Source organism: Halochromatium sp. NSM3, assembly GCF_059621085.1.
On the sequence record NZ_JCAQIA010000006.1, the window covers coordinates 99,735 to 121,534 of the forward strand.

Sequence of the window (21,800 nt, forward strand, 5' to 3'; positions counted from 1 at the left end):
ACGAGCAACGGCCGGTCGACTTACGGCATACTCGGCAAAAAACAGCGAACAAGCCGCCAGCCCCTTCTTGCCAACTGAGGATGATCCGATGGACGTCGAGCTGATCGAAATCCAAGAGTTTCTCGCCAAGCATCCGCCGTTCGAGCAGTTGCCCGAGGAGGCGCTCGAACAGCTTCCGCGCCAATTCGTCGTGCGTTACCTGAAACGCGGCTCTCGCTTTCCGCCGTCGGACGACCAGGCCGCGCATCTCTACATCCTGCGTCGCGGCGCCATCGAGCTGCGCGACGCCCAGGGTGAGCTGGTCAGCAAGCTGGCCGAGGGGGATCTGTTCAGCGATGTCTGCCTCAACGGCGCTCGTCCCGGTCGCGATGGCAGCGGCGACGGCGACAGCACCAGTAGCAGCAGTAGCGACCACAGCAAGCCGTCACTCACTGGCGAAACCGTCGAAGACAGCCTGCTGTATTCGATGACCTGTGCGCACTTCGAGCAGCTCCGCTCGGCGCATCCTGAGTTCGCCGACTACTTCGATGGCTCGACCACCAAGCGTCTGCGCAAGGCCCTCGATGCCTTTACCGAATCCTCCGCCACCACCGGCGGACTGATGACGGTCAGCGCGCGCGATCTGGTGCGCCGCAAGCCGATCATGGCCAGCCCCCGCATCAGCATCCGCGAGGCCGCCAGCCTCATGTCCACCGAGCGCGCCTCAGCCCTGCTGCTGATGGAAGACGAACAGCTCAGCGGCATCATCACCGACCGCGACCTGCGCAACCGCTGCGTCGCCACCGGCCTGTCCACCGAGCAGCCGGTCAGCGAGATCATGACCGCCGCGATTTCGACCATCGACGCCGATGCCCTCGGCTTCGAGGCCCTGCTGCAGATGACCCGGCTCAATGTCCACCATCTGCCGGTGGTCGATGGCAAACAACTGCTCGGCATGCTCTCCACCAGCGACTTCACCCGCTACCAAAGCACCAGTGGTGTCTACATCGTCGGCGACATCCACAAGGCCGACTCCGTCGCCGCGCTCGAGGCGATCAGCGCCAAGGTGCCGGACCTGCAGGTGCAATTGATCAGCAGTGGTGCCACCGGCGGACATGTCGGGCAGGCCGTGAGCGCGGTCACCGATGCCATCACCAAGCGCCTGCTCGAACTCGCCGAGGCCGAGCTTGGCCCGCCGCCGGTGCCCTATGCCTGGCTGGTCGGCGGCTCACAGGCGCGCCGCGAGCAATCCTCGCACTCCGATCAGGACAACGCCCTGCTCATCGCCGATGACATGAGCAAGGACGATGACCATTACTTTCGCCAGCTCGCCGAGCGCGTCAACGACGGGCTCAACGCCTGCGGCTATATCTACTGCCCCGGCGATGTGATGGCCAAGACCGCCAACTGGCGCCAGCCGCTCGCCACCTGGCAGCAGTATTTCGAACACTGGATCAAACGCCCCGACCCCAAGGCACTGATGCTCGCCAGTGTGTTCTTCGACCTGCGCGCCCTGCACGATCCGGCCGGCCTGTTCGATGGGTTGCACGAGCAGGTCCTCGAACTCTCACGCGACAATCGCATCTTCATCGCCTACATGGCCGCCAATGCGCTCAAGCATCGACCGCCGTTGGGCTTCTTTCGCAACTTCGTGCTCATCCACGGCGGCGACCACGACCGCACCTTCGACATCAAACATCGCGGCACCGTGCCGATCATCGATCTCGCCCGCGTCTACGCGCTCTCCAGCGCACTGGCGCCGATCAACACCGTCGAGCGGCTCGAGGCCGCCGCCGAGACCGCCGCGCTCACCCATGACGGCGGCGCCAACCTGATCGACGCCTTCGAGCTGATCAACACCCTGCGCATCCGCCATCAGGCCAACCAACTGCGCAACGGCGAAAAGGCCGATAATTTCCTCGCCCCCGAGCAGCTCTCCCCGCTCGAGCGCGGCCATCTGAAGGACGCCTTCCTGCTCATCGACCGCATGCAAGAGACGCTCGGGCAACGCTATCAAGCGGGACGGTTTGGATAAGCGGAGTCAGACCGCATGCGCTCGCCATCGGATGGACGTCGCCGCCACTGCTTGCGGCAGCTCGATGCCGGACCCTTGCGTGAGTACTTCGGGCGCCCGTTCCCGTCGCCGGCGCTCGACTATCGCTGCGTCGACTACGTCGCCATCGATCTCGAGACCACCGGCCTCGACCATCGGCAAGACCAGATCCTGAGCGTTGGCTGGGTGCTGGTGCGCGGCCAGCGTATCGATCTCGCCAGCGCCCGCCATCGGTTGCTGCGCTGCGACGGTGACATTCCGGCCGAGACCGCCGTGATCCATCAGATCACCGACGACGAAGCCGCCGCTGGACTGCGCCAGAGCCGTGTCCTGCGCGAGCTGCTCGGCGTACTCGCCGGGCGGGTGCTGATCGCCCATCACGCCAAGATCGAACTCAGTTTTCTCGACGCCGCCTGTCGCGACCTCTACGGCGCCGGCCTGCTGGTGCGCTGTGTCGATACCGAGGTCTTGGCGCGGCGCACCTTCGAGCGCCGCAACATCCCCTTCCGACCCTCGGAGCTGCGACTGCATTCGCTCTGCGAGCGCTACAACCTGCCGCGCTACCGCGCCCACAATGCCTTCTACGACGCCTTGGCGGCCGCCGAGCTGTTCCTCGCCCAGGTCGCCTATCGGGATAATGGCAACGGCTTTCGGCTTGGGGATTTGCTTTAGAGAGGACAACTAACAAGGTTGAGAGCAAGCATGGAAGGCACCTTGTGATTCCGAGGCCGGTAAGGAACGGGAACGAAGGCTTCCGGATGGAAGCAGGCCGTTTATACCGCCGACACGAAAATCAATGATATGCGCAATCAATGAGGCGCTTTACTCAGATGCCCGGTCTTTGCTCGGCCGTCTGGCGAAGAGAGAGGAGTTGATGTGTTTAGAAATCGAAAAATGCAGGTGGGCGAGCAACTGATCTACCTGTCCGTCGTATTGGTCTTTGCCATCGCGCTGGGCCTGCAGTTCGCCGCCCCGGACTTGTTGGAGTCCTTTTATCTGGCCGAGGATGGCTTCCTCGAGTGGCTGACGGTGGTGATCTTCGCGTTTCTTGCCGGGGTCTGCTTCTGGCGGGCGGTGCGGCTGAGGTCGTATCGCTCCGGGTCCTTTGTGTTCGTCTCGGTGCTGCTGGGGTTGACGTCCATCTTCGGCATCGGGGAAGAACTCTCCTGGGGACAGCGGATATTCGATATCGAGACGCCCGCGTGGCTTGAGCAGCACAACAAGCAGCAGGAGTTGACCATCCACAACCTCAAGGTGGGCGGAATCAGCTTCAATCAGGTGGTGTTCGGGTGGCTGCTCTTCCTTTGCCTAGCGCTCTATCTCCTGGTGCTGCCGTGGCTGGCGGAACGCTACGCGCGGATTCGGGGGTGGGTCGATCGCGTCGGGCTGCCCCTGGCAACCCGAGTGCAGGCGCTCGCGTTTCTGCCCGCACTCATCCTGCCCAAACAGGTGTTGGCGTCGGTGGAATCGGATGAACTCGCCGAGGTCTGCGGCGCTATGCTCTTGGTGGCGGTTTTTTGTTATGCACGCAATGGCGACATCTACTCGCCCGCGCGACGCTTGGGATGATTTTCCGCAGAAACGCAGACCCGAGACCCGACGAGCACCCGATCCGCGTGCTGCTGTTGGACATGGACGGCTCAACCACCACCGTGCTCGATCAGCAGTGTGTTGCCAACCGTTGCCGGCATCGCCAAGCGCGCATAAAAATGCGCGGAGCGATCCTGCCGCTTGCGGCGCATCGGCTTGACCTCGGTCTGCTCGAGCAGCTGGCCATCGGCATCGAACATCGAGAGGCGTACCTTGTTAAGGCTTATCAGACGCCTACCGCCGCTCGCGCTCCGCGTCGTAGTCCTCAGCCCGCCTTCAATGCCATGCCAGCCTCCACCGTCATCTGGCGGCGGCAGGCATCTGATAACCCTTAACAATGGAAGACGCGGACAAAGAGATCCCAGACCTGAATCGAGTCCGGCTGAGGGGCTGCACCGCTTGGATCGGACATGGCGTTTCTCGCTTGGTCGCAGGGAGTCACCCGGCTCCGGCCAACCAGTGAACGGCCGCTCGCGGGGACTCGAGATTGAACTTGATAGCGAGAGCCTAATGGCCGAAGCTGAAAGACGACCATGGCCGGGACGCAAAACCCGCCTAGGCCCAGGACTTCAGCGGCTAGCGACATGCCCCTGCCCCAAGGGCAGCTCGTCGGGCCTTCCCTCTCTCGGAGCTTTGAGCCATGTTTCTCGATCCTTTCCACGCGGCTGAAGACGGCAGGCTGCGCATCTCCGCACCGCAAGGCAGCGCCTTCGCGAAGCAGATCGCCGGTGACTTCAATCCGATCCACGATGCCACGCATCCGCGCTTCTGTGTCCCTGGCGATCTGCTCTTTGCGCTGGTCCTCGCCCGCTGTGGTCTTGCGCGTCGGATGACCTTTCGCTTCACCGGAATGGTCGCAGCGGAGGCCGCGTTGACGGTCATTGAGCGCGACGCCGCCATCCTGGTCAAGACGGCCGACGGCAAGCCCTGTCTCGAGGTCGAGCGGTCGGGACCGGTCACCAGGGATTTGGCCTTGATTGAATCGCTCGTGCGCCGCTACGTCGCCTTTTCGGGTCAGAATTTTCCGTACATCCTGGTGCCGCTCATGGAGCAGCAGGGGGTGATGATCAATCCAGATCGGCCGCTGGTGATCTATGACCGGATGGCGTTCGAGCTGGACCGATTGGACAGCCCTGACGTGGACATTGCTCTGGAATCGACTGAGTTGGAGGTGAAGGGCAAGCGCGGCGAGGCCCGACTCGGGTTCCGCCTGACGGCCGCCGGGGAGCCGGTCGGACAAGGCGCCAAGACCCTCATCCTAAGCGGGCTGCGGGCCTATGAGCCCGCTGCGTTGCGGGGGTTAGTCGAACGCTATGCCGGGTGGAAAGCTGCCGGCGCGCTTTGAGCACTTGTTGCAGTTAATGCCACCAGACCATGTTGTCTTGATCCTTGCGGTCGTGATGGTCGCCGGTTGGATTCAGGGACTTGTGGGTTTCGGTTCGGCATTGGTTGCGGTCCCACTGTTGGCGCTGCTGATGCCAATGAAGACATCTGAACATCTCCAAGCTGCCGTTCATCCATCACCATGTCGCCGCGATGCCCGATGTGCATGCGGGCATCGGCGCCACCATCGGCAGCGTCTGCCCACGGCGCCGGCCGGCGCATGAGCCGCACCGCAGCCGAGAAGCAGTTTACGCCTGCGGATCTGGCCGAGCAGACCCAAGGCGTGGTCTGCCGCAAGGATAAGAGCATGCTCGACGAGATCCCGGGAGCCTACAAGGATATCGACGCAGTGATGGCCAATCAGACCGACCTGGTCGAGGTGGTGCATACCCTCAAGCAAGTGGTGTGCGTCAAGGGGTGAGCATGTGCGTGACCGGCAGCTCAATGCTGGCGTGAAAACCGCCAAGGCGTGGGGAACGGCCGAGTTCAAGTCGGCCATGGTAAAGATCAAGGATCTCACGCACGATCGAGAGGCCAAGGCCATGGCCATCAACGCGCTCGTCGACATCATCGTCCGCATCGGCCAGCCCAAGCATGGCGCCGGCGAGCGCGATCGTCAGACCACAACGCTGCCAGGTGGTGCTCTTGGCGTAGCGCCCCGCCCAGGACCACTTGAGGATCGTTCGCGACCACTGCATCGGGTCGACGCGCCGCGCTGTCGCGACACCCCCTTTCTAGTCGTCGAATTGATCCGCGATCGACAGGTACTCGCGTCCAGATTCAAGGACGATGTCGACATCGCCCTTTTCGGAGGCGAGATGCACCTCTTCCAAGGTCGCTGCCAAGGCGCTGAGTTCCTCCTGCATCTTGGCAATCGCGTTCTCGAGCGTGTAGGTCAGCTCGTGGATGTGCGCAAGGTCGGCGCCTTCAATGCTGTCGTCTTCCAGGTAGTCCTCGAGTTCCTCGTTACCCTCCTCGAAGTGGTGTAAGGCCTCCTTGAGAGTCGCGGCTTCCTTGCCCGAGAAGTGGGGGCGACCGTCGGGCGACAGTTCCTCCGCCGCAACACCGCCGGCGATGGCGAGCAGTAGGGCCAGGCTGATTGGCATGAGTCTCATCAGGATAGGCTCCAACATTGGATGGGTTTGAACCGGTGTCTGGAAGATGTGGATGCGCGGCCAGAACCCAATCCTTGGGTGCCTTCGGCGATGGGTGCGCGTTGCATGTGCGCAAGGCGACCGAGGCGAAGGGCGGACAGAGGATGATCTATCAGGCGCTCGGCGTCGATACATCACCTTACCTTCGCGCAGAGCCCAGAACAGGGCGCTGCCGGGTTGATCGCCCCAGCGTTCGACGTCTGCCCTTGAATAAACGAGGAGGTCGACTGGAATCCGCAGTGGGCGCAGCACGCGCCGTAACCGCACCATCTCGGCCGCCCGGTCCGCGACGCTCAGTCTCGATCACAAGCCAGGCTTTGAAATCCTCTTGTTCACTCGCTTTAAGCGCGTCCGAAAAGTCTTCCAAGGAGGTGTGATAGTTGCAGTCAAACAGGCGCAACTTCTCTTGTGCCGAGTGCAGCGATGCGAGGTAGTCGAACCGGGGTCGAGTTGGTAGTACCAGATGTCGCGGGTCGGCGCGCCCTTCTCGAAGAACAGCACCACGGTCTTGACGCCGGCGTCCTGGAAGGTGCCTTGCGGGCTCAGTCGAGGATGCTGTGCAGGTTGCAGCTGTCGAGCAGTTTCTTGCGCAACGCCACGCTGGCGTTGTCGGTGTTGCTCAGGAAGGTGTTCTTGATGGCGATGCCGGCCCGGCCGCCGGGCACTGCACGCCGTCTGCCCGAACGAGCCGAGATAAGGAAACAGTTTGTCGTCGATGAAGTCGATCAGATCGTCGCCAGTCAGCGCCGCGTGATGGTCGAACTCACCGTGCTTCTTTGGAGCGGTCTAACGGTCCCAGCGAAAGCCGCTGCCGATGATGGGCCGATACGCCTCGCCGCTCAGCTCGGCGCGATCTGGCGCTCGGTCAAACCTCGTCTTCGTCAACCAACCGCTGCCGCACGGCGACGGCCAGCGGGCTCGGGCGGATCGGTTTGCCCCTCGCCTCAAGATAGGCGCGCGTGAAGGCGGCTCCGACCAGCATGATCAAGGCCGAATAGTTCACCCACAGCAGCAGCAGCGCCAGAGAGCCGGCGGCGCCATAGGTGGAAGCGGTCGCGGTATGTGCCAGATAGGCGGCGATCAGCGCGCGTCCGAGCGTGAACAACAGCGCGGTCAGGAAGGCGCCGAGCAGCACATCGTTCCAGCGCAACAGGACATCGGGCAGGATTTTGAACATGGCCGCGAACAGCAGTGTGATCACGACCAGCGAGAGCAAACCGTTGAGCACCCGAATGAAAGGCGCGGACACCAACAGCCATTGGTCGGTATAGGTGATGACGGTATTCAGCGCGACGCTGGCGAGCAACGACAGCAGTAGCACCAAGCCGATGGCGATGATCACGCCCAGCGAGCGAACCCGCGCCTGTACCCACAGCCAGAGACCATTCTTCGAAGGTTTCGGCGCCACGCCCCAGATGCTGTTGAACGAGACCTGCATCTGCGCGAAGACCGTGGTGGCACCGAGCAGGATCGCGGCAAGACCGAGCAGGGTGGGCCAGATGCCAGCCTCGGCGATCTGTGAATTGGCCAGCGCGGTCTCGATCACACCAGCGGCCTGAGGTCCGACCACCGCTTCGAGCTGCTCCAGCAGCGCGCCCTCTGCCGCCTTTGGGCCAAACACGACGCCGGCGACGGTGACCGCGATGATCAAGACCGGCGCGATCGAGAACACGGTGAAGAAGGCCAGGGCTGCGGCGTAGATGAAGGCCTGGCTCCGCAGCCAGGTCTGACCCGTCTTGGTTAAGACATCGGCCCAGAAGGCGGCGTCATCACGCGCGCGTGCCAGTCCCTGCGATAGGCGCGCTAAGAGCGCGGCGGCCTCATGGGCGGTGTTGTTCTGAGTCGGTTCCGGGGCTTGCCCTGGGTGATCGGGATTCGACGACATGGCTCGGCTCCGTGGGCAGAGGGAGGGTGCGCGGCAGTGATCCACTACTCGCCGCGCAACTTTGCCTTGGTGCCAAGGGCCTGTCCAGTACAGGGGCGCGCCGCTGAGATGGCTGGCGCGTCATAGCGCGCCGGGTTGTTCCGCGTCAGACCAGCGAGGAAACGCCGCGTAGTACACTGCAAGCACGATGAAAAAAACCGTCCCGCAATCAGGGGACTCGAGGAGGCAAAGGTGCGGCTGCACATCCCATTGGACACACTCTGTTCACTGATCGACCTGGCACGGGAGTTCCAGGCCAAGGAATCGGTGGTCTTCCCGGAGGTCCCGACTAGCCCCAGCGATGATTGGGCGATGCAAGTCTTGGCTGATCACGGCGATGATTACAACGTCGCCGAATTCAGCAACATCGTCACCGAGATGTCGGAACGTCAGCGCTCGGAGCTGGTGGCGTTGATGTGGGTCGGGCGCGGTGACTACAGCACCGAGGAATGGGAAGAGGCGGTGGATGAGGCCCTGGGCGACTTCAGCATCCGCGCCGCCGCCTATGTGCTCGCCCATCCGATGGTCTCGGATCATCTCGAGGAGGGGATGATCGCGTTCGAACTCTCCTGCGAGGACTGATCGCCCCCTGATCGCTGCGCGACCCGCCCGCAGCGCAAGCAAGAGCCACGATCACGCCCACGGGGTCCATGCGGTTTCACGAGAAGCCGCTCGCCGACTCAATGATGGGCTCGGCGAGCAGGCAGGCGTCGCGGGCGACGGACCACGCTCAAGGCGGCTGATTCGCGGCAGCCGCTTCAGGCTTCAGGCAGCTGGTTCAGGCGTCGGGTGCCTCATCCTCGGCCACCGCCTTCATGCTGAGACGGATGCGGCCCTGCTTGTCGACCTCGAGCACCTTGACGCGAATCACATCGCCTTCCTTGAGCTTGTCGCTGACGCGCTCGACGCGCTCGTCGCTGATCTGGCTGATGTGCACCAGCCCATCGCGGCCGGGCAGGATGGTGACGAAGGCGCCAAAGTCCATCAGCCGCGCCACCTTGCCCTCGTAGATCTTGCCGACCTCGACATCGGCGGTGATCAGCCGGATGCGCTTCTTCGCCTCCTCGCCGGCGCTCTTCTGCACCGAGAAGATCTTCACCACGCCATCGTCGTTGATATCGATGGTCGCGCCGGTCTCCTCGGTCAGGGCACGGATGGTCGAGCCGCCCTTGCCGATGACATCGCGGATCTTCTCCGGATGGATCTTGAACTCGATGATCCGCGGCGCGTGCTCGGACATCTCGGCGCGATGGGTCTCGATGACCTTGTTCATCTCGCCAAGGATGTGCAGCCGGCCGTCTTTCGCCTGCGCCAGCGCACGCTCCATGATCTCGCGGGTGATGCCGTCGATCTTGATGTCCATCTGCAGGGCATTGATGCCCTCGGCTGGACCGGCGACCTTGAAGTCCATGTCGCCGAGGTGATCCTCGTCGCCCATGATGTCGGTCAGCACCGCGAACTGCTCACCGTCCTTGATCAGGCCCATCGCGACGCCAGCCACCGGCGACTTGATCGGCACGCCAGCGTCCATCAGCGACAGACTGGTGCCGCAGACGCTGGCCATCGAGCTGGAGCCGTTTGACTCGGTGATCTCGGAGACCACGCGGATCGAGTACGGGAACTCGGCCGGGGTCGGCATCGACGCTAGCACACCGCGCTTGGCCAGGCGACCGTGACCGATCTCGCGTCGCTTCGGGGTGCCGACGCGGCCGGTCTCGCCAACGCAGAAGGGCGGGAAGTTGTAGTGCAGCATGAACGGCTCGCGCCGCTCGCCATCGAGCGAATCGATGATCTGCGAGTCGCGCTCGGTGCCGAGCGTGGTGACGACAATGGCCTGGGTCTCGCCGCGGGTGAACAGCGCCGAGCCGTGAGTGCGTGGTAGTACGCCGGTGCGGATATGGATCGGGCGCACGGTGGCGGTATCCCGGCCATCGATGCGCGCCTCGCCCTGAAGGATGCGCCCGCGCACGATCTCCTTTTCGAGCTTCTCGACCGCGCCATAGACCTGCGGCTGCGGCCAGGGCGAGTCTTCGCCAGCAAACTGCTCGAACACCGCCTTGCGGATCTCGGTCAGCGCCGCTTGGCGCTCCATCTTGTCCTTGATGCGATAGGCCTCGCCGATCTGATCGGCGCAGGCCTCGGTCACGGCCGTCTTGAGTTCGGCATTGGTCTGCGGTGGCTCCCAGTCGAGCGGCGGCTTGTTGACCTCGGCGGCCAGCTCCTTGATGGTCTGGATCACGATCTGCATCTGCTCGTGGCCGAACAGCACGGCGCCGAGCATGATCTCTTCCGACAGACTGCGCGCCTCCGATTCGACCATCAGCACGGCGCTCTCGGTGCCGGCGACGATGAGGTCGAGATCGCTGTCCGGATTCAGCCCGGTGACCGCCGGATTCAGGATGTATGCGCCGTTCTTGTAGCCAACGCGGGCGGCGCCGATCGGGCCGTTGAACGGCAGGCCGGCGATCGACAGTGCCGCCGAGGCGCCGATCAGGGCCGGCACCTCGGGATTGACCGCCGGGTTCAGCGATTTCACCGTCGCGATGACCTGCACCTCGCGGCCGAAGCCCTTCGCGAACAGCGGGCGTACCGGCCGGTCGATCAGCCGCGAGGTCAGAATCTCGGCCTCGCTCGGGCGGCCCTCACGACGAAAAAAGCCGCCGGGGATGCGCCCGGCGGCGTAGGTCTTCTCTTGGTAGTCGATGGTCAGCGGCAGGAAATCCTTCATCTCCGTCGCTCGCTTGTCGACGACCACGGTGACGAGCACCACGGTGTCGTCGACATTGACCATGACCGCTCCGTCGGCCTGGCGCGCGATCTCGCCGGTCTCGAGCGTTACCGTCTGATCGCCGTATTGAAAAGTCTTGCGGATTGGGGTCACTAGGACGGTCCTCTGGATGGTCCCCGAACGGGGATCAGGGGGCGAGCGCTGGCGACCTGAGCCGCCCGCCCGCACCTGGCATGGGAGTGAGCGATCGGGTTGCGTTTATCGACGCAGGCCAAGCTTTTGGATCAACGCGCGGTAGCGATCCAGATCCTTGCGCTTCAGATAGTCGAGCAGCTTACGCCGCGAGCTGACCATGCGCACCAGGCCGCGGCGCGAGTGATGGTCCTGCTTATGCTCGGTGAAGTGGCCGGTGAGCTGCTTGATACGGGCGGTCAGCAGCGCGACCTGCACCTCGGGCGAGCCGGTGTCGTTGGCGCCGCGCGCATGTTCCTCGACGATCTGGCGTTTCTCTTCTGCGTTCATTGTCATTGTTTGACTCCTGATGGAAAACGACGCCTTGGTGGCGTCGGTTGAACGTGCCTCGGCCCCAACAATGACTTCAGGGACAAGGCGTTGAATCTGTTAAAAGGCGTGATTCTACGGACTCTGTCACCGATCAGTGACCTCAGATCAGGCGCTTTGGTTGCACGCGGCCGTCGTCGAGGATCTCGCCAACACCAAGAAAATGATCGCTCACGTCATAGAGCCGCACCAGGCCCTCGGTCGGCGCCTGCGGCACCAACACCGGCTGGCCTTGGCTGAGATAGAAGGCGCTGTTGGCCGAGAGGCGCACGGCCGGGCAATGCCCGAGCGTCGATTCCAGCGGCAGCAGCCGCGCATCGAGCGACTCGGCGCCCTGCTCCTCGGCTTGGGCCTCGATCTCGGCCAGGGTCACGAACGCGGTCTCGCCTTCGATATAGGGGCCGACACCGGTACGGCGCAGTGCCGCGACATGACCGCCGCAACCGAGCTGCTTGCCAATATCCTCGGCGAGGGTGCGCACATAGGTGCCTTTGGAGCAGTGTACGTCCAGCTCGATCTCCGGCAGCGCGAAGTCCAACAGCTCAAGGCTGTGGATATGGATCGCGCGTGGCGTGCGCTCGACCTCCTTGCCCTCGCGCGCCAGTTTGTAGAGGCGTTGGCCTTCGTGCTTGACCGCCGAGTACATTGGCGGCAGCTGCTCGATCAGGCCAACGAAGCCCTCCATCACCACGCGCACCCGTGCCTCGGTGACGCCGTCCACCGGGGCAGTCGCGATGACCTCGCCCTCGGCATCGGCGGTCTCGGTGGTCTCGCCGAGACGCACCCGCACCCGATAACGCTTATCCGCGTCGAGCAGGAAGGCGGAAAACTTGGTGGTATAGCCCAAACACAACGGCAGCAAGCCGGTCGCCAGCGGGTCCAGGCTGCCGGTGTGGCCTGCTTTTTGCGCGTCGAACAGGCGTTTGATGCGCTGTAGCGCATGATTGGAGGAGATCCCCAGGGGCTTATCCAATAACAGGATGCCGTTGACCTCGCGGCCCCGTCTGCGTCGTCTACCCATGATGTTCCAAGTGCGGGGCGCGTTCAGCGTTCATTCGCGGAGGCATCGGCTGCCTCATCCGCGCGCTGATCATCATCGCCGGTTATCTGAGAATCGGTCTGCTGGTGATCGGCATCGTGGCCGACCGCCTCATCGATCAGCGCGGACAATCGCTCGCCGCGAATGACCGACTCATCGTGGACGAAATGCAACTGCGGCACCGTGCGCAGGCGCGCGGTCCGCGACAGCTCATGACGCAGAAAGCCCGACAGCGTGCCATTCAAGAGCCGTTGCTGCTCCTCGCCGGCCTCATCGGCCGGAAAGCAAGTGAAATACACCTTCGCATGCGCCAGATCGCGGCTGACGCGGACCTCATGCAGGGTGATATCACCCAAGCGGGGATCCTTGGCGCGCCTCAGCAACTGCGTCAATTCGCGCAGCATGGCGGCGCCAATGCGCTCGCCGCGATTGAAACCGCGCTGGGGCGTCCGACTCATCGGGCCGGCCCCGAGCGCGCTTGGCTGCTAGGGCGCGCGCGGCCTTGCTGGCGAACGCTCGTCATAGCTCGCGCGCCCGCTCCTTGCGCTCGAAGACCTCGATCTGGTCGCCCGGCTGCACATCGTTGTAGTTCTTCACGCCGATGCCGCATTCGGTGCCGTTCTTGACCTCACTGACGTCATCCTTGAAGCGACGCAAGGATTCCAGCGCACCCTCGTAGACGACCACGTTGTCGCGCAGCACGCGGATCGGGCTGTTGCGGCGGATCACACCCTCGATCACCATGCAGCCGGCGATGGCGCCGAACTTCGACGAGCGGAACACATCGCGCACCTGCGCCAGGCCGATGATCTCCTCGGTGACGATCGGACTCAACAGACCGGAGATGGCCTTCTTGACGTCATCGATCAGCTCGTAGATCACCGAGTAATAGCGCAGGTCGAGCCCTTGCTCCTCGATCACTCGACGTGCGGCCGGATCAGCGCGCACATTGAAGCCGAGGACGATGGCGTTGGAGGTCACCGCCAAGTTGGCATCCGACTCGGTGATACCGCCGACAGCGGAGGCGACCACCGCCACCTTGACCTCATCGTTGCTGAGCTTGACCAAAGATTCCTTGAGCGCCTCGACACTCCCCTGCACGTCGGCCTTGAGGATGATATTGACGCTCTTGAGATCGCCCTCCTTGAGCTGCGAGAACAGCTGATCGAGATTTGCACCGCGTTGCTCATCCATGCGCGTCTGCCGATCGCGGTCGCGGCGGAACTCGGCGACCTCGCGGGCGCGCTTCTCGTCCGTCACGGCAATCACGTCATCGCCGGCATTCGGCGAACTCGACAGGCCGAGCACCTGCACCGGGATCGACGGACCCGCACTTTTCACCGAGCGCCCAAGCTCATCGAACATGGCCCGCACGCGACCGTACTCGGAACCGCTGACGATCATGTCGCCAGTGCGCAGCGTGCCGGACTGCACGAGCACGGTGGCCACAGTGCCACGCCCTTTCTCCAGGCTCGATTCGACGATGGTGCCATGCGCAGGCCCATCGATCGGCGCCTTCAGCTCGAGCACCTCGGATTGCAGCAGCACGGCATCGAGCAGGTCGTCGATGCCGTCGCCGGTCTTGGCCGAGACCTTGACCAAGATGGTGTCACCGCCCCATTCCTCCGGCACCAGCTCATGCTGGGTCAGCTCTTGCATCACCCGATCCGGGTTCGCATCGGGCTTGTCCATCTTATTGACCGCGACCACCACCGGAACGCCGGCCGCCTTCGAGTGCTGGATCGCCTCGATGGTCTGGGGCATGACGCCGTCATCGGCGGCCACCACCAGGATCACGATGTCGGTGGCCTTGGCACCACGCGCGCGCATGGCCGAGAAGGCGGCATGGCCCGGGGTATCCAAGAACGAGACGGTGCCCCGAGCGGTCTCGACGTGATAGGCGCCGATGTGCTGGGTGATGCCGCCGGCCTCGCCGTCGGCGACCTTGGCGCGACGGATGTAGTCCAGCAGCGAGGTCTTGCCGTGGTCGACATGGCCCATGATGGTGACCACCGGCGGGCGTGTCTGCGACTCGGTTTGACCGACCTCCTGTTCGAGCAGGGCCATCAACGCATCCTCGGCGTCATCGACCTTGGCCTCGACCGCCTTATGGCCCATCTCCTCGACCACCAGCATCGCGGTATCGCGATCGAGCGTCTGGTTGATGGTGACCATCATCCCCTGCTTGAACAGCTCCTTGATGACCTGCCCGGCCTTGACCGACATGCGCGCGGCAAGATCGCCAACCGAGATCGTCTCCGGCACCTCGACCGCGCGCACCACCGGTGCGGTTGGACGCTGGAAGCCGTGCTTGTCCTGCAACTGCGGCTTGCCCGGCTTCTTGCGCCGCCGCACCGACGGGCGGGTGATCACGGCATCGTCCGAGGTCTCCTCCTCGAGGACCGCAGCGGGATCGTGCTTCTTGGTCCGCGTCGGCTCCTTGCGGGCCTTGCGATCCTTCTCGGCGCGCTCGCGCTCCTGGCCTTCCTTTTCGCTGCGCTCGGCGTGTTTCTTCGCCGCTCGGCGCCGTTCGTCGCGCTGCTGTTCGGTCTCGCTCTCGCCCGCATCGGCTGCTGGAGTGGGCATCGCCTCATCCGACTCCGCAGCCCCATAGCTCGCCGTCGAGGCCTCCGCCCGCGAGCGCTCTTCGGCCCTGCGGCGCTGTTCGGCTTCGCGCTTGGCGCGCGCCTCGGCCTCGGCCTTACGCCGTGCCTCTTCGCGCTGGCGGGTCTCGAGCGCCTCCTGCTCGGCGAGCCGGCGTGCGTCCTCCTCGGCTCGGCGTGCCTCGAGTTCGGCGCGACGGCGCTGCTCATCGATCGGCGAGGCGCTTTTCGCCTCGGCGCGATCGGGCTCGGGCCGCTGCGTCGTGCGCACCGTGGCCGCTGGCTGCGGCGTCTCCGTATTGCGCTTGCCGAAGCTGCGTTTGCGCCGCACCTCGACATTGACCGATTTGCCCGTGCGCGCCGCCGCGCCACGCTGAGGGGCCGCACCACGGTTCGGCGCTGGCCGCGACGGACGCGCAGCCCGGCTATCGCTGGTGGCCGGCCGGCGCCGCACGCTGGTCGCCTCGCTCACCGGCGCTTCGCCCGGCTCGTCTTTCTTGGCGTGGCTGCGCCGCAGATGCTGCAGCAGCTGGATCTTTTCACCCTCGGTAATCGTGGCATCCTCGGCCTGGGCCGAGATGCCCGCTTCCTGGAGCTGCGTCAACAGCCGCTCCACAGGGATCCCGACCGTCGTCGCGAGTTGCTTGACCGTGACTTCAGTACTCATTCGCACCCTCCGATGACTAGTCGTTCCGCGAACCGGCGAACATGGGCTCGCGGGCCGCCATGATCAGGCTGGCCGCGTGCTCCGGGTCCATGCCGTCGATCTCCAATAGCTCATCCACCGATTGATCGGCGAGATCAGCCAGGGTAATGATGCCGCGTCGCGCCAGCCGATAGGCCAGGGCCTCTTCCAGCATCGGCATCGCCAACAGATCCGCCTCCGGCACCGCATCCGGGTTCTCGTTGTTCGCGACCGCCGCTTGGCTCGACAGCGCCTCGAGCGCCCGCTGGCGCAGGATAGCGACCAGGCTCTCGTCAAAATCCGCGATCGCCAACAGCTCCGACTCGGGCACGTAGGCGATCTCCTCGACCGTGGTGAAGCCTTCCTCGGCCAGGACTGCGGCGACGTTCTCATCGACCCGCAGATCCGACATGAAACGCTCGACCAAGCGGCGTCCTTCCTCCTCGCTCTTGGCGGCGGCGTCCTCCTCGCTCATCACGTTCAGCTCCCAGCCGGTGAGCTGACTGGCGAGACGCACGTTCTGCCCGCCCTTGCCGATCGCCTGCGACAGGTTTTCTTCTTTCACCGCGACATCCATGCTGCGCGCGTCCTCATCGATGACGATCGAGACGACGTCGGCAGGCAGCATGGCGTTGATCACGAACTGGGCCGGGTTCTCGTCCCAAGGGATGATGTCAACGCGCTCGCCGAAGAGTTCATTCGAGACCGCTTGTACGCGCGAGCCGCGCATGCCGACACAGGCGCCAACCGGATCAATCCGCTGATCATGGGTGCGCACGGCGATCTTGGCGCGCGTGCCCGGATCGCGTGCGGCGCCGACGATCTCGATCGTGCCCTCGCCGACCTCCGGCACCTCGAGCTTGAACAGCTCGATCAGCAATTTTGGCGAGGTGCGGCTGACGAACAACTGCGGCCCCTTGAGTTCGGCGGCCACCTCGTACAGCAGCCCGCGCAGGCGATCGCCGGGGCGCGCGGTCTCCTTCGGGATCACCTGATCACGCGGCACCAAGGCCTCGGCGTTGTTGCCCAGATCGATGACGATGGTGCCGCGCTCGGCCTTCTTGACGATGCCGGTGACCAGCTCGCCTTCGCGGCTCTTGAATAGCTCGACAATCTTGGCGCGTTCGGCCTCGCGCACCTTCTGCACGATGACCTGCTTGGCGGTCTGCGCCGCGATGCGCCCGAACAGCACCGAGTCGATCTGCTCCTCGATGTAGCCACCGAGGTCGAGCAATGGATCAAGTTCCTTGGCCGCAGAGAGGGTGATCTGGCGCTCGGAGGCCTCCAGCGGCTCGCCGTCCTGGTCCTCGACCACCTGCCAGCGGCGGAAGGTCTCGTAATCACCGGTGCCCCGGTCAATCGCGACCCGCACCTCGATATCACCACCATGTTTCTTGCGCGTCGCCGAGGCGAGCGCGGCCTCGATTGCCTCGAAAATGATGTCCTTCGGGACATCCTTCTCGTTCGAGACGGCATCGACGACCATCAATATCTCTTTGTTCATCGGTCCCTACCCTGATGTCGGTCGCTCTCGGCCCGTCCGGCATCCGGTTCGTCAGCGAGCGGACTGTGAAAAGTTGAATTCCGGCACGACACGGGCACTCTCGATCTGCTCCACTGGCAGTTGTATCGTCGCGCCCTCATCCAGCGCGAGTTCGAGCAGCTTGCCGTCGTCGCTCACCCCTAGCACCTCGCCCTCGAAGTTGCGCCGGCCGTCGAGTTTTTGCTCGAGCCGCACGCGAATCCGGTGACCGCAGTAGCGAGCGATCTGCTCGACCGTGAACAGCGGCCGGTCGAGCCCGGGTGAGGACACCTCGAGATCATAATGACCGCTGATCGGGTCCTCGACATCGAGGACGCTGCTCAACTGCCGGCTGACCGCCTCGCAATCCTCAATGCCGATGCCGCCGGCGTGGTCGATGTAGACTCGCAACACCGCCTGCCCGCTGCCGGCCGAGACATGCTCGACGCCCAGGGCCTCGTAGCCCATCGGCTCGACGACCGAGGTCACTAGGGTTGTCAATCGATCGTTTGCCCGTCGCATCTACCGTCGCACGTCGCATCAAATGGTTCAGCACCGCTGATAAAACCGTCCCCATCCGGGCTCCGATGACCGACCGCCGGCCACTCGCGGCAACCACGGCGCCCGTCGCGGACACGAAAACGCAAACAAAAAAGAGGGCCAGGGGCCCCCTTCTTCGAAGCAGCACCCCGCGAGACTCTGCCGGAAGCAGCCTCGCCTGGGGTCTGCAGCGGATCGCGGATGAAAAAAAACCCCGAGACCGGGGCCATCACGCCTGGGGCGATGAGCGGCATCGGCCAGCTCCACCCTTGTATCTCAGCCAACGGATGATAAGCCTATCGTGAGCGAAACGCAAAACCAGAACGCAATGCCGGCTTCGTCGCCCGATGCCGATGCCGATGCGAGCAAGATGCGCCGCGCGTCGATCGCCGAGCTGATCGCGGTGGCGGAGACGCAGACTCGTGCCCTGCTAGGGCGCTTGGAGCGCACTCGGATCGAGATCCGTTTTGATCTGCGCGGCAAGAGCGCGGGCCAGGTGCGCATTCGCCCAGACGGTCGCGCTCTGATCCGCTACAACCTTGAGCTACTCAAGCGCGGTGGCGCCGATTTCATCAAGGAGACGATCCCGCATGAGGTCGCCCATGTTCTGGCTTATCAACGTCACGGTCCGGGCATCCGCCCGCACGGACCGGAATGGCGGCGCATCATGCGCGCGCTCGGGGCGGAGCCAACGCGCTGCCATGATTACGACATCAGCGGCCTAGAGGCACGCAAGCTACAGTACTTCGACTATCACTGCGGCTGCATGGCGCATCGGCTATCGAGCATCCGTCATAACAAGGTCGCAAAGGGGCAGCGCTACCTCTGCAAGCGCTGTGGCGAGGCGTTGAGACCGGGGCTCCGGCGCGTCGCAGGCTGATCCATCAGCCTCACCCGTCTCGCATCCGGTCAGACTCAGGCCGCAACCGGCGTCGGCCGCTCCACGATGGCTTTGACCCAACGCTCCATCGCCTCGTTCGCGGGTGGCATCGGCGCCTCGAGGAAGGTCACGACGAACTGGTCGCCCTGATCGACGACACCGATCGAGCGCGGCCGAACCGCCATCACATGCGGGTCCGGTAGCTTGGTGCCGAAACAGAACAGGATGTGCCTTGCGGCTTGGATGCCATCGGCGATCTGCCCCGCAGGCAGCGAACGCGTGTGCTCCAGATGGTCGAACTCACCGATGTAGCGCGCGACCTCATGCGCATCGATGCATGCCTTCAGGTACGCGATGATCGACTCGGCGTCCGCGAATCGGGTCTCGTCCTTGCCGACCTCCAGGGTGTAGATCGGGTACTTCTCTTGCAGAAGGGTCTGTTTCATTCAGGTTCTCCAAGGTTGGCCCAGGTTGTTTCGGTAGTCGCGCGCGACTCAGTGCCCAGGCAGGCAGATGCCCTGACGCACGACGGCATACAGGGTGCGCACGAGCAAGAAGGCGACCACGAGCGTGAGGATCGAGAGCAATCCGGCGCCGATCCAGCGATACGGATCGCCCTGGCCCTGCTCGAACATCAGCATGCTAGCAATGCTGATCGCCGCCAGCGGAAAGGTGTAGGCCCACCACGACAGGAAGAAGCGCAGGCGGGCGAAGTAACGCGCCTGCGCGAACAGCAGCAGCGTCAAGAACAGGGCGATGAAATAGAGCACCATGGCGACCGGATCGAGCTGCCCCACCAGCTTGATGTAGGCGATGAAGCCCACCGCCGGCGGCGCGATGAGGATGAACAGCGTCGGCATGAAGCGCTCGGGAATCGGCGCATGGAACAGCAACCGATAGAAGATGATCGTCATCAGCAGGCCCCAGAACAGGATGCCGATGCTGAAGAAGAACCAAGAGACATCCATGAACCCCAACGTCACACCCGCCACCGGCACCAGCACGTTGCCCACCGCCGGGATGAACCAGGCCGGATTCATGTGATGGACCTCAAAATGCTCATGATGAATCCAGACGCTGACCACATAGAGCGTGAACAGCAGATGCAGGCTAGCGCCGATCATCCACAGCGGACGGCTGATGGACTCATCGATCGGCAGGAACGCAATCGAGAGCAGTAATAGGCTGATCGACACCGCCGCGAAGAAATTGAGCTTGACCGGATGGCGCAGCTCCTCGAGCACAGCGCGCGGATAGACCACCAGCTTTGCCAGATACGTCAGCAACAACAGCGAGAAGACCGCAGCCGTCGTACTTGCCATCCAAAGACCAATCCTGAGGCTCGGATCGAACCCGATACCATCGAGTTCCAGCGCAAACACATGCAGCGCCTTCTCCCAGGCAATGGTCAGCCCGGACAGGCCCATGACCATGGCGAAGAAGGCGATCGGAAAATTCGGAAGTCGACGCGTGTCGGGAGTCGGTTGTGACATAGAACATCGGCCGCAGTGCGGGGGTAAAACAAAACTGAGGAAAAGTCTAAGGATTAGCGCGATCAAAGCATTGAAGATCCGCAACAACGCTCGACTGGCAACAGATGACGCCCCGCCGGCAATCTGGCAGAGTGCCAGCACAAGCCTCCCCATCTCGAGACCAACCCGCTACCCGGAGCCGATCCCGATGACCTGGAAGACCGCGCACCGCTCGTTCTACTACCAAGGCGCCCCCGAGCCCGATGACCCGGTCCTCGTCTCTGCCGAGACTGCCCTGCTCTGCATCGATGTGCAGAACTACGGCATGGAGCTGCATGAAGACCCGCAGGAGCGCGCGCGCTGGGCGCCGTTCCACGAGCGCATGCGCTCCACGGTGATCCCGCGCCTGCAAGCCCTGCAACAGCGTTTTCGCGAGCACGGCCTAGACGTGATCCACGCGCGCATCGCCTGCCAGCTCGAGGACGGGCGCGATCGCTCGCTGAGTCAGAAGATGCCGGGCTGGAACAACCTGCTGATGCCCAAAGACAGCCCCGGCTCGCAGATCATCCCGGAGCTGACACCGGCACCGGGCGAGATCGTCGTCACCAAGACCACCGACAGCGCCATCACCGGCACCAACCTGCGCTTATTGCTGAGCAACATGGGCATCCGCACCTTGATCGTGACTGGCATCTACACCGATCAATGCGTCTCCTCGACGGTGCGCAGCCTCGCCGACGAGAGCTTCCAGGTGATCCTGCTCGAGGACTGCTGCGCGGCGGGCACCGATGCGCTGCACGAGCAGGAGCTGGCAATCATCAACATGATCTACTGCCATGTGATGCGCAGCGAGGAGCTACTGGCCCTGATGGATCTGGGCTGATAGAGCAGCCTGATAGACCCACGCTGACGGGCTTGGCTTAACGACCGGCCAAGCCATCGATGCGCAGCAACTGCTGCACCAGATCCCCGGTATCGTCAGCCTGCTCCAGATCCTCGAGCGCCGTCCACGAGTAGTCCGCTTCGAGCCGATAGGAGGCGAGATAGGGATGCGGCGGCGCACCACGCCAGTCATCGGGGGACAGCATCGAAAAATAGCGACCGCCATCGGGCTTTTGATAGAGATGGTAAATCTTGCCCGGCAGGCGCTTGAAGGCACACTCGGCATGAGTCAGCGCCTGCTCGTCGCGGGCCTCGTCTAAGGCCTTGCGCGCCTCGGCCTGCAGGGCTTTGATCTGATCGGCAATGACGCGCAGCTTGGCGCTGGTGCGCGCGCTGAGCATGGACTCGGCGCGCTCGATCTCCTCGGCCAAAGCGGGCGCCTGAAACGCCGGCGCGAGCCGGCTGACCGGATACGGCGAGCTGCGCTCGGCGCCTTGATGGAGGATGGCTTTGTTCTCTTCAGTCATCGGATACCTGAGTGGTTGATGGTATGGCGGGAGACGGCATACGGGATGCACGTGGCGATCACTGCTGCAAGGTGCGACCCCCATCGACGGCAATGATCTGGCCGGTGATGTAATCAGCATCGCGCGCCAGGAACAGCAAGGTGCGGGCGATATCGTCCGGCGAGCCCGCGCGGGCGAGCGCCGTGCGCCCCAGGCTAGCAAACCTGGGCGCGGGGGGCCCCCCCCGGCCCCCGGCCGCGACCCTGACCTTGGCTGCCAACTCGTCACGATAGGCATTG

The 21,800-nt window shown here is 63.9% G+C and carries 24 protein-coding genes and 1 pseudogene; 9 read left to right on the forward strand and 16 right to left on the reverse strand.

The features are described 5' to 3' along the window. The first annotated feature begins 88 nt into the window (after positions 1 to 88). From AC54T3_RS04485 to AC54T3_RS04495, 3 genes are all read left to right on the forward strand, one after another. The gene (locus tag AC54T3_RS04485; RefSeq protein WP_496622688.1) at positions 89 to 2,014 is read left to right on the forward strand and encodes a DUF294 nucleotidyltransferase-like domain-containing protein; all 1,926 of its coding nucleotides are present in this window, start codon (positions 89 to 91) and stop codon (positions 2,012 to 2,014) included. Between the two features lie 15 nt (positions 2,015 to 2,029). Then, positions 2,030 to 2,704 (forward strand): 3'-5' exonuclease, encoded by a 675-nt coding sequence (locus AC54T3_RS04490; protein ID WP_496622690.1) that lies wholly within the window; start codon positions 2,030 to 2,032, stop codon positions 2,702 to 2,704. A gap of 228 nt (positions 2,705 to 2,932) precedes the next feature. Further along, the gene (locus AC54T3_RS04495; protein WP_496622692.1) at positions 2,933 to 3,601 is read left to right on the forward strand and encodes a hypothetical protein; all 669 of its coding nucleotides are present in this window, start codon (positions 2,933 to 2,935) and stop codon (positions 3,599 to 3,601) included. 71 nt (positions 3,602 to 3,672) lie between these two features. Here AC54T3_RS04495 and AC54T3_RS04500 read toward each other — a convergent pair whose 3' ends face one another. Next, positions 3,673 to 3,822, reverse strand: a complete 150-nt coding sequence (locus AC54T3_RS04500) for a hypothetical protein (RefSeq protein ID WP_496622693.1) — start codon at positions 3,820 to 3,822, stop codon at positions 3,673 to 3,675. Between the two features lie 440 nt (positions 3,823 to 4,262). On the opposite strand from AC54T3_RS04500, the gene AC54T3_RS04505 reads away from it, so the two are divergent. From AC54T3_RS04505 to AC54T3_RS04515, 3 genes are all read left to right on the forward strand, one after another. Beyond that, positions 4,263 to 4,967, forward strand: coding sequence for a DUF3581 family protein (locus AC54T3_RS04505; RefSeq protein WP_496622695.1), 705 nt, complete (start codon positions 4,263 to 4,265; stop codon positions 4,965 to 4,967). Positions 4,968 to 5,137: 170 nt separating this feature from the next. After that, the gene (locus AC54T3_RS04510; RefSeq protein WP_496622727.1) at positions 5,138 to 5,308 is read left to right on the forward strand and encodes a hypothetical protein; all 171 of its coding nucleotides are present in this window, start codon (positions 5,138 to 5,140) and stop codon (positions 5,306 to 5,308) included. Beyond that, positions 5,226 to 5,426 carry an RtcB family protein gene (locus AC54T3_RS04515; RefSeq protein ID WP_496622696.1) on the forward strand — a complete coding sequence of 67 codons (201 nt, stop codon included), beginning with the start codon at positions 5,226 to 5,228 and terminating at the stop codon, positions 5,424 to 5,426. Before AC54T3_RS04510 ends, AC54T3_RS04515 begins: the two co-directional genes overlap by 83 nt. On the opposite strand, the gene AC54T3_RS04520 is transcribed toward AC54T3_RS04515, so the two are convergent. The 4 genes and pseudogenes from AC54T3_RS04520 to AC54T3_RS04535 form a co-directional block, all read right to left on the reverse strand. Then, the gene (locus AC54T3_RS04520; protein ID WP_496622698.1) at positions 5,416 to 5,703 is read right to left on the reverse strand and encodes a hypothetical protein; all 288 of its coding nucleotides are present in this window, start codon (positions 5,701 to 5,703) and stop codon (positions 5,416 to 5,418) included. The genes AC54T3_RS04515 and AC54T3_RS04520 overlap by 11 nt on opposite strands. A gap of 36 nt (positions 5,704 to 5,739) precedes the next feature. Then, complete coding sequence (locus AC54T3_RS04525; protein ID WP_496622699.1) at positions 5,740 to 6,120, reverse strand: DUF6746 family protein; 381 nt, start codon at positions 6,118 to 6,120, stop codon at positions 5,740 to 5,742. A 477-nt stretch (positions 6,121 to 6,597) separates the two neighbouring features. After that, positions 6,598 to 6,818: pseudogene (locus AC54T3_RS04530) on the reverse strand (N-6 DNA methylase); the annotation flags it as partial. 206 nt (positions 6,819 to 7,024) lie between these two features. Further along, positions 7,025 to 8,044 (reverse strand): YihY/virulence factor BrkB family protein, encoded by a 1,020-nt coding sequence (locus tag AC54T3_RS04535; protein WP_496622700.1) that lies wholly within the window; start codon positions 8,042 to 8,044, stop codon positions 7,025 to 7,027. A 231-nt stretch (positions 8,045 to 8,275) separates the two neighbouring features. Here AC54T3_RS04535 and AC54T3_RS04540 point away from each other — a divergent pair, with 231 nt between their 5' ends. Further along, positions 8,276 to 8,665 (forward strand): DUF3775 domain-containing protein, encoded by a 390-nt coding sequence (locus AC54T3_RS04540; RefSeq protein ID WP_496622701.1) that lies wholly within the window; start codon positions 8,276 to 8,278, stop codon positions 8,663 to 8,665. Between the two features lie 196 nt (positions 8,666 to 8,861). On the opposite strand, the gene pnp is transcribed toward AC54T3_RS04540, so the two are convergent. From pnp to rimP, 7 genes are all read right to left on the reverse strand, one after another. Further along, on the reverse strand, positions 8,862 to 10,964 hold the full coding sequence (gene pnp / locus AC54T3_RS04545; protein ID WP_496622703.1) for a polyribonucleotide nucleotidyltransferase: 2,103 nt from the start codon (positions 10,962 to 10,964) through the stop codon (positions 8,862 to 8,864). A 105-nt stretch (positions 10,965 to 11,069) separates the two neighbouring features. Beyond that, the gene (gene rpsO, locus AC54T3_RS04550) at positions 11,070 to 11,339 is read right to left on the reverse strand and encodes a 30S ribosomal protein S15 (RefSeq protein WP_496622704.1); all 270 of its coding nucleotides are present in this window, start codon (positions 11,337 to 11,339) and stop codon (positions 11,070 to 11,072) included. Positions 11,340 to 11,475: 136 nt separating this feature from the next. Further along, on the reverse strand, positions 11,476 to 12,393 hold the full coding sequence (truB, locus tag AC54T3_RS04555; protein ID WP_496622706.1) for a tRNA pseudouridine(55) synthase TruB: 918 nt from the start codon (positions 12,391 to 12,393) through the stop codon (positions 11,476 to 11,478). A gap of 23 nt (positions 12,394 to 12,416) precedes the next feature. Further along, the gene (gene rbfA / locus AC54T3_RS04560) at positions 12,417 to 12,869 is read right to left on the reverse strand and encodes a 30S ribosome-binding factor RbfA (protein WP_496622708.1); all 453 of its coding nucleotides are present in this window, start codon (positions 12,867 to 12,869) and stop codon (positions 12,417 to 12,419) included. 61 nt (positions 12,870 to 12,930) lie between these two features. Then, a complete protein-coding gene (infB, locus tag AC54T3_RS04565) occupies positions 12,931 to 15,681 on the reverse strand; it encodes a translation initiation factor IF-2 (protein WP_496622710.1) in 2,751 nt (916 codons plus the stop codon). Between the two features lie 16 nt (positions 15,682 to 15,697). Further along, complete coding sequence (gene nusA / locus AC54T3_RS04570; protein ID WP_496622712.1) at positions 15,698 to 17,203, reverse strand: transcription termination factor NusA; 1,506 nt, start codon at positions 17,201 to 17,203, stop codon at positions 15,698 to 15,700. A 51-nt stretch (positions 17,204 to 17,254) separates the two neighbouring features. Continuing rightward, positions 17,255 to 17,743, reverse strand: coding sequence for a ribosome maturation factor RimP (rimP, locus tag AC54T3_RS04575; protein ID WP_496622714.1), 489 nt, complete (start codon positions 17,741 to 17,743; stop codon positions 17,255 to 17,257). A 319-nt stretch (positions 17,744 to 18,062) separates the two neighbouring features. On the opposite strand from rimP, the gene AC54T3_RS04580 reads away from it, so the two are divergent. Next, positions 18,063 to 18,641: a SprT family zinc-dependent metalloprotease gene (locus AC54T3_RS04580; protein ID WP_496622715.1), complete on the forward strand. Its 579-nt coding sequence runs from the start codon at positions 18,063 to 18,065 to the stop codon at positions 18,639 to 18,641. A 35-nt stretch (positions 18,642 to 18,676) separates the two neighbouring features. Here AC54T3_RS04580 and AC54T3_RS04585 read toward each other — a convergent pair whose 3' ends face one another. Beyond that, positions 18,677 to 19,087 carry a DUF6858 family protein gene (locus tag AC54T3_RS04585; protein WP_496622716.1) on the reverse strand — a complete coding sequence of 137 codons (411 nt, stop codon included), beginning with the start codon at positions 19,085 to 19,087 and terminating at the stop codon, positions 18,677 to 18,679. A gap of 48 nt (positions 19,088 to 19,135) precedes the next feature. After that, positions 19,136 to 20,134, reverse strand: a complete 999-nt coding sequence (locus tag AC54T3_RS04590) for an SLAC1 anion channel family protein (RefSeq protein WP_496622718.1) — start codon at positions 20,132 to 20,134, stop codon at positions 19,136 to 19,138. Positions 20,135 to 20,321: 187 nt separating this feature from the next. On the opposite strand from AC54T3_RS04590, the gene AC54T3_RS04595 reads away from it, so the two are divergent. Next, the gene (locus AC54T3_RS04595) at positions 20,322 to 20,996 is read left to right on the forward strand and encodes a cysteine hydrolase family protein (RefSeq protein ID WP_496622720.1); all 675 of its coding nucleotides are present in this window, start codon (positions 20,322 to 20,324) and stop codon (positions 20,994 to 20,996) included. Positions 20,997 to 21,033: 37 nt separating this feature from the next. Here the strand turns inward: AC54T3_RS04595 and AC54T3_RS04600 are convergent, their stop codons facing one another. Together AC54T3_RS04600 and AC54T3_RS04605 are read right to left on the reverse strand one after the other, a co-directional pair. Next, complete coding sequence (locus AC54T3_RS04600) at positions 21,034 to 21,522, reverse strand: DUF2452 domain-containing protein (RefSeq protein WP_496622722.1); 489 nt, start codon at positions 21,520 to 21,522, stop codon at positions 21,034 to 21,036. 58 nt (positions 21,523 to 21,580) lie between these two features. After that, positions 21,581 to 21,800: SDR family oxidoreductase (locus AC54T3_RS04605; RefSeq protein WP_496622723.1), on the reverse strand; the 220-nt coding region annotated here is incomplete at its 5' end.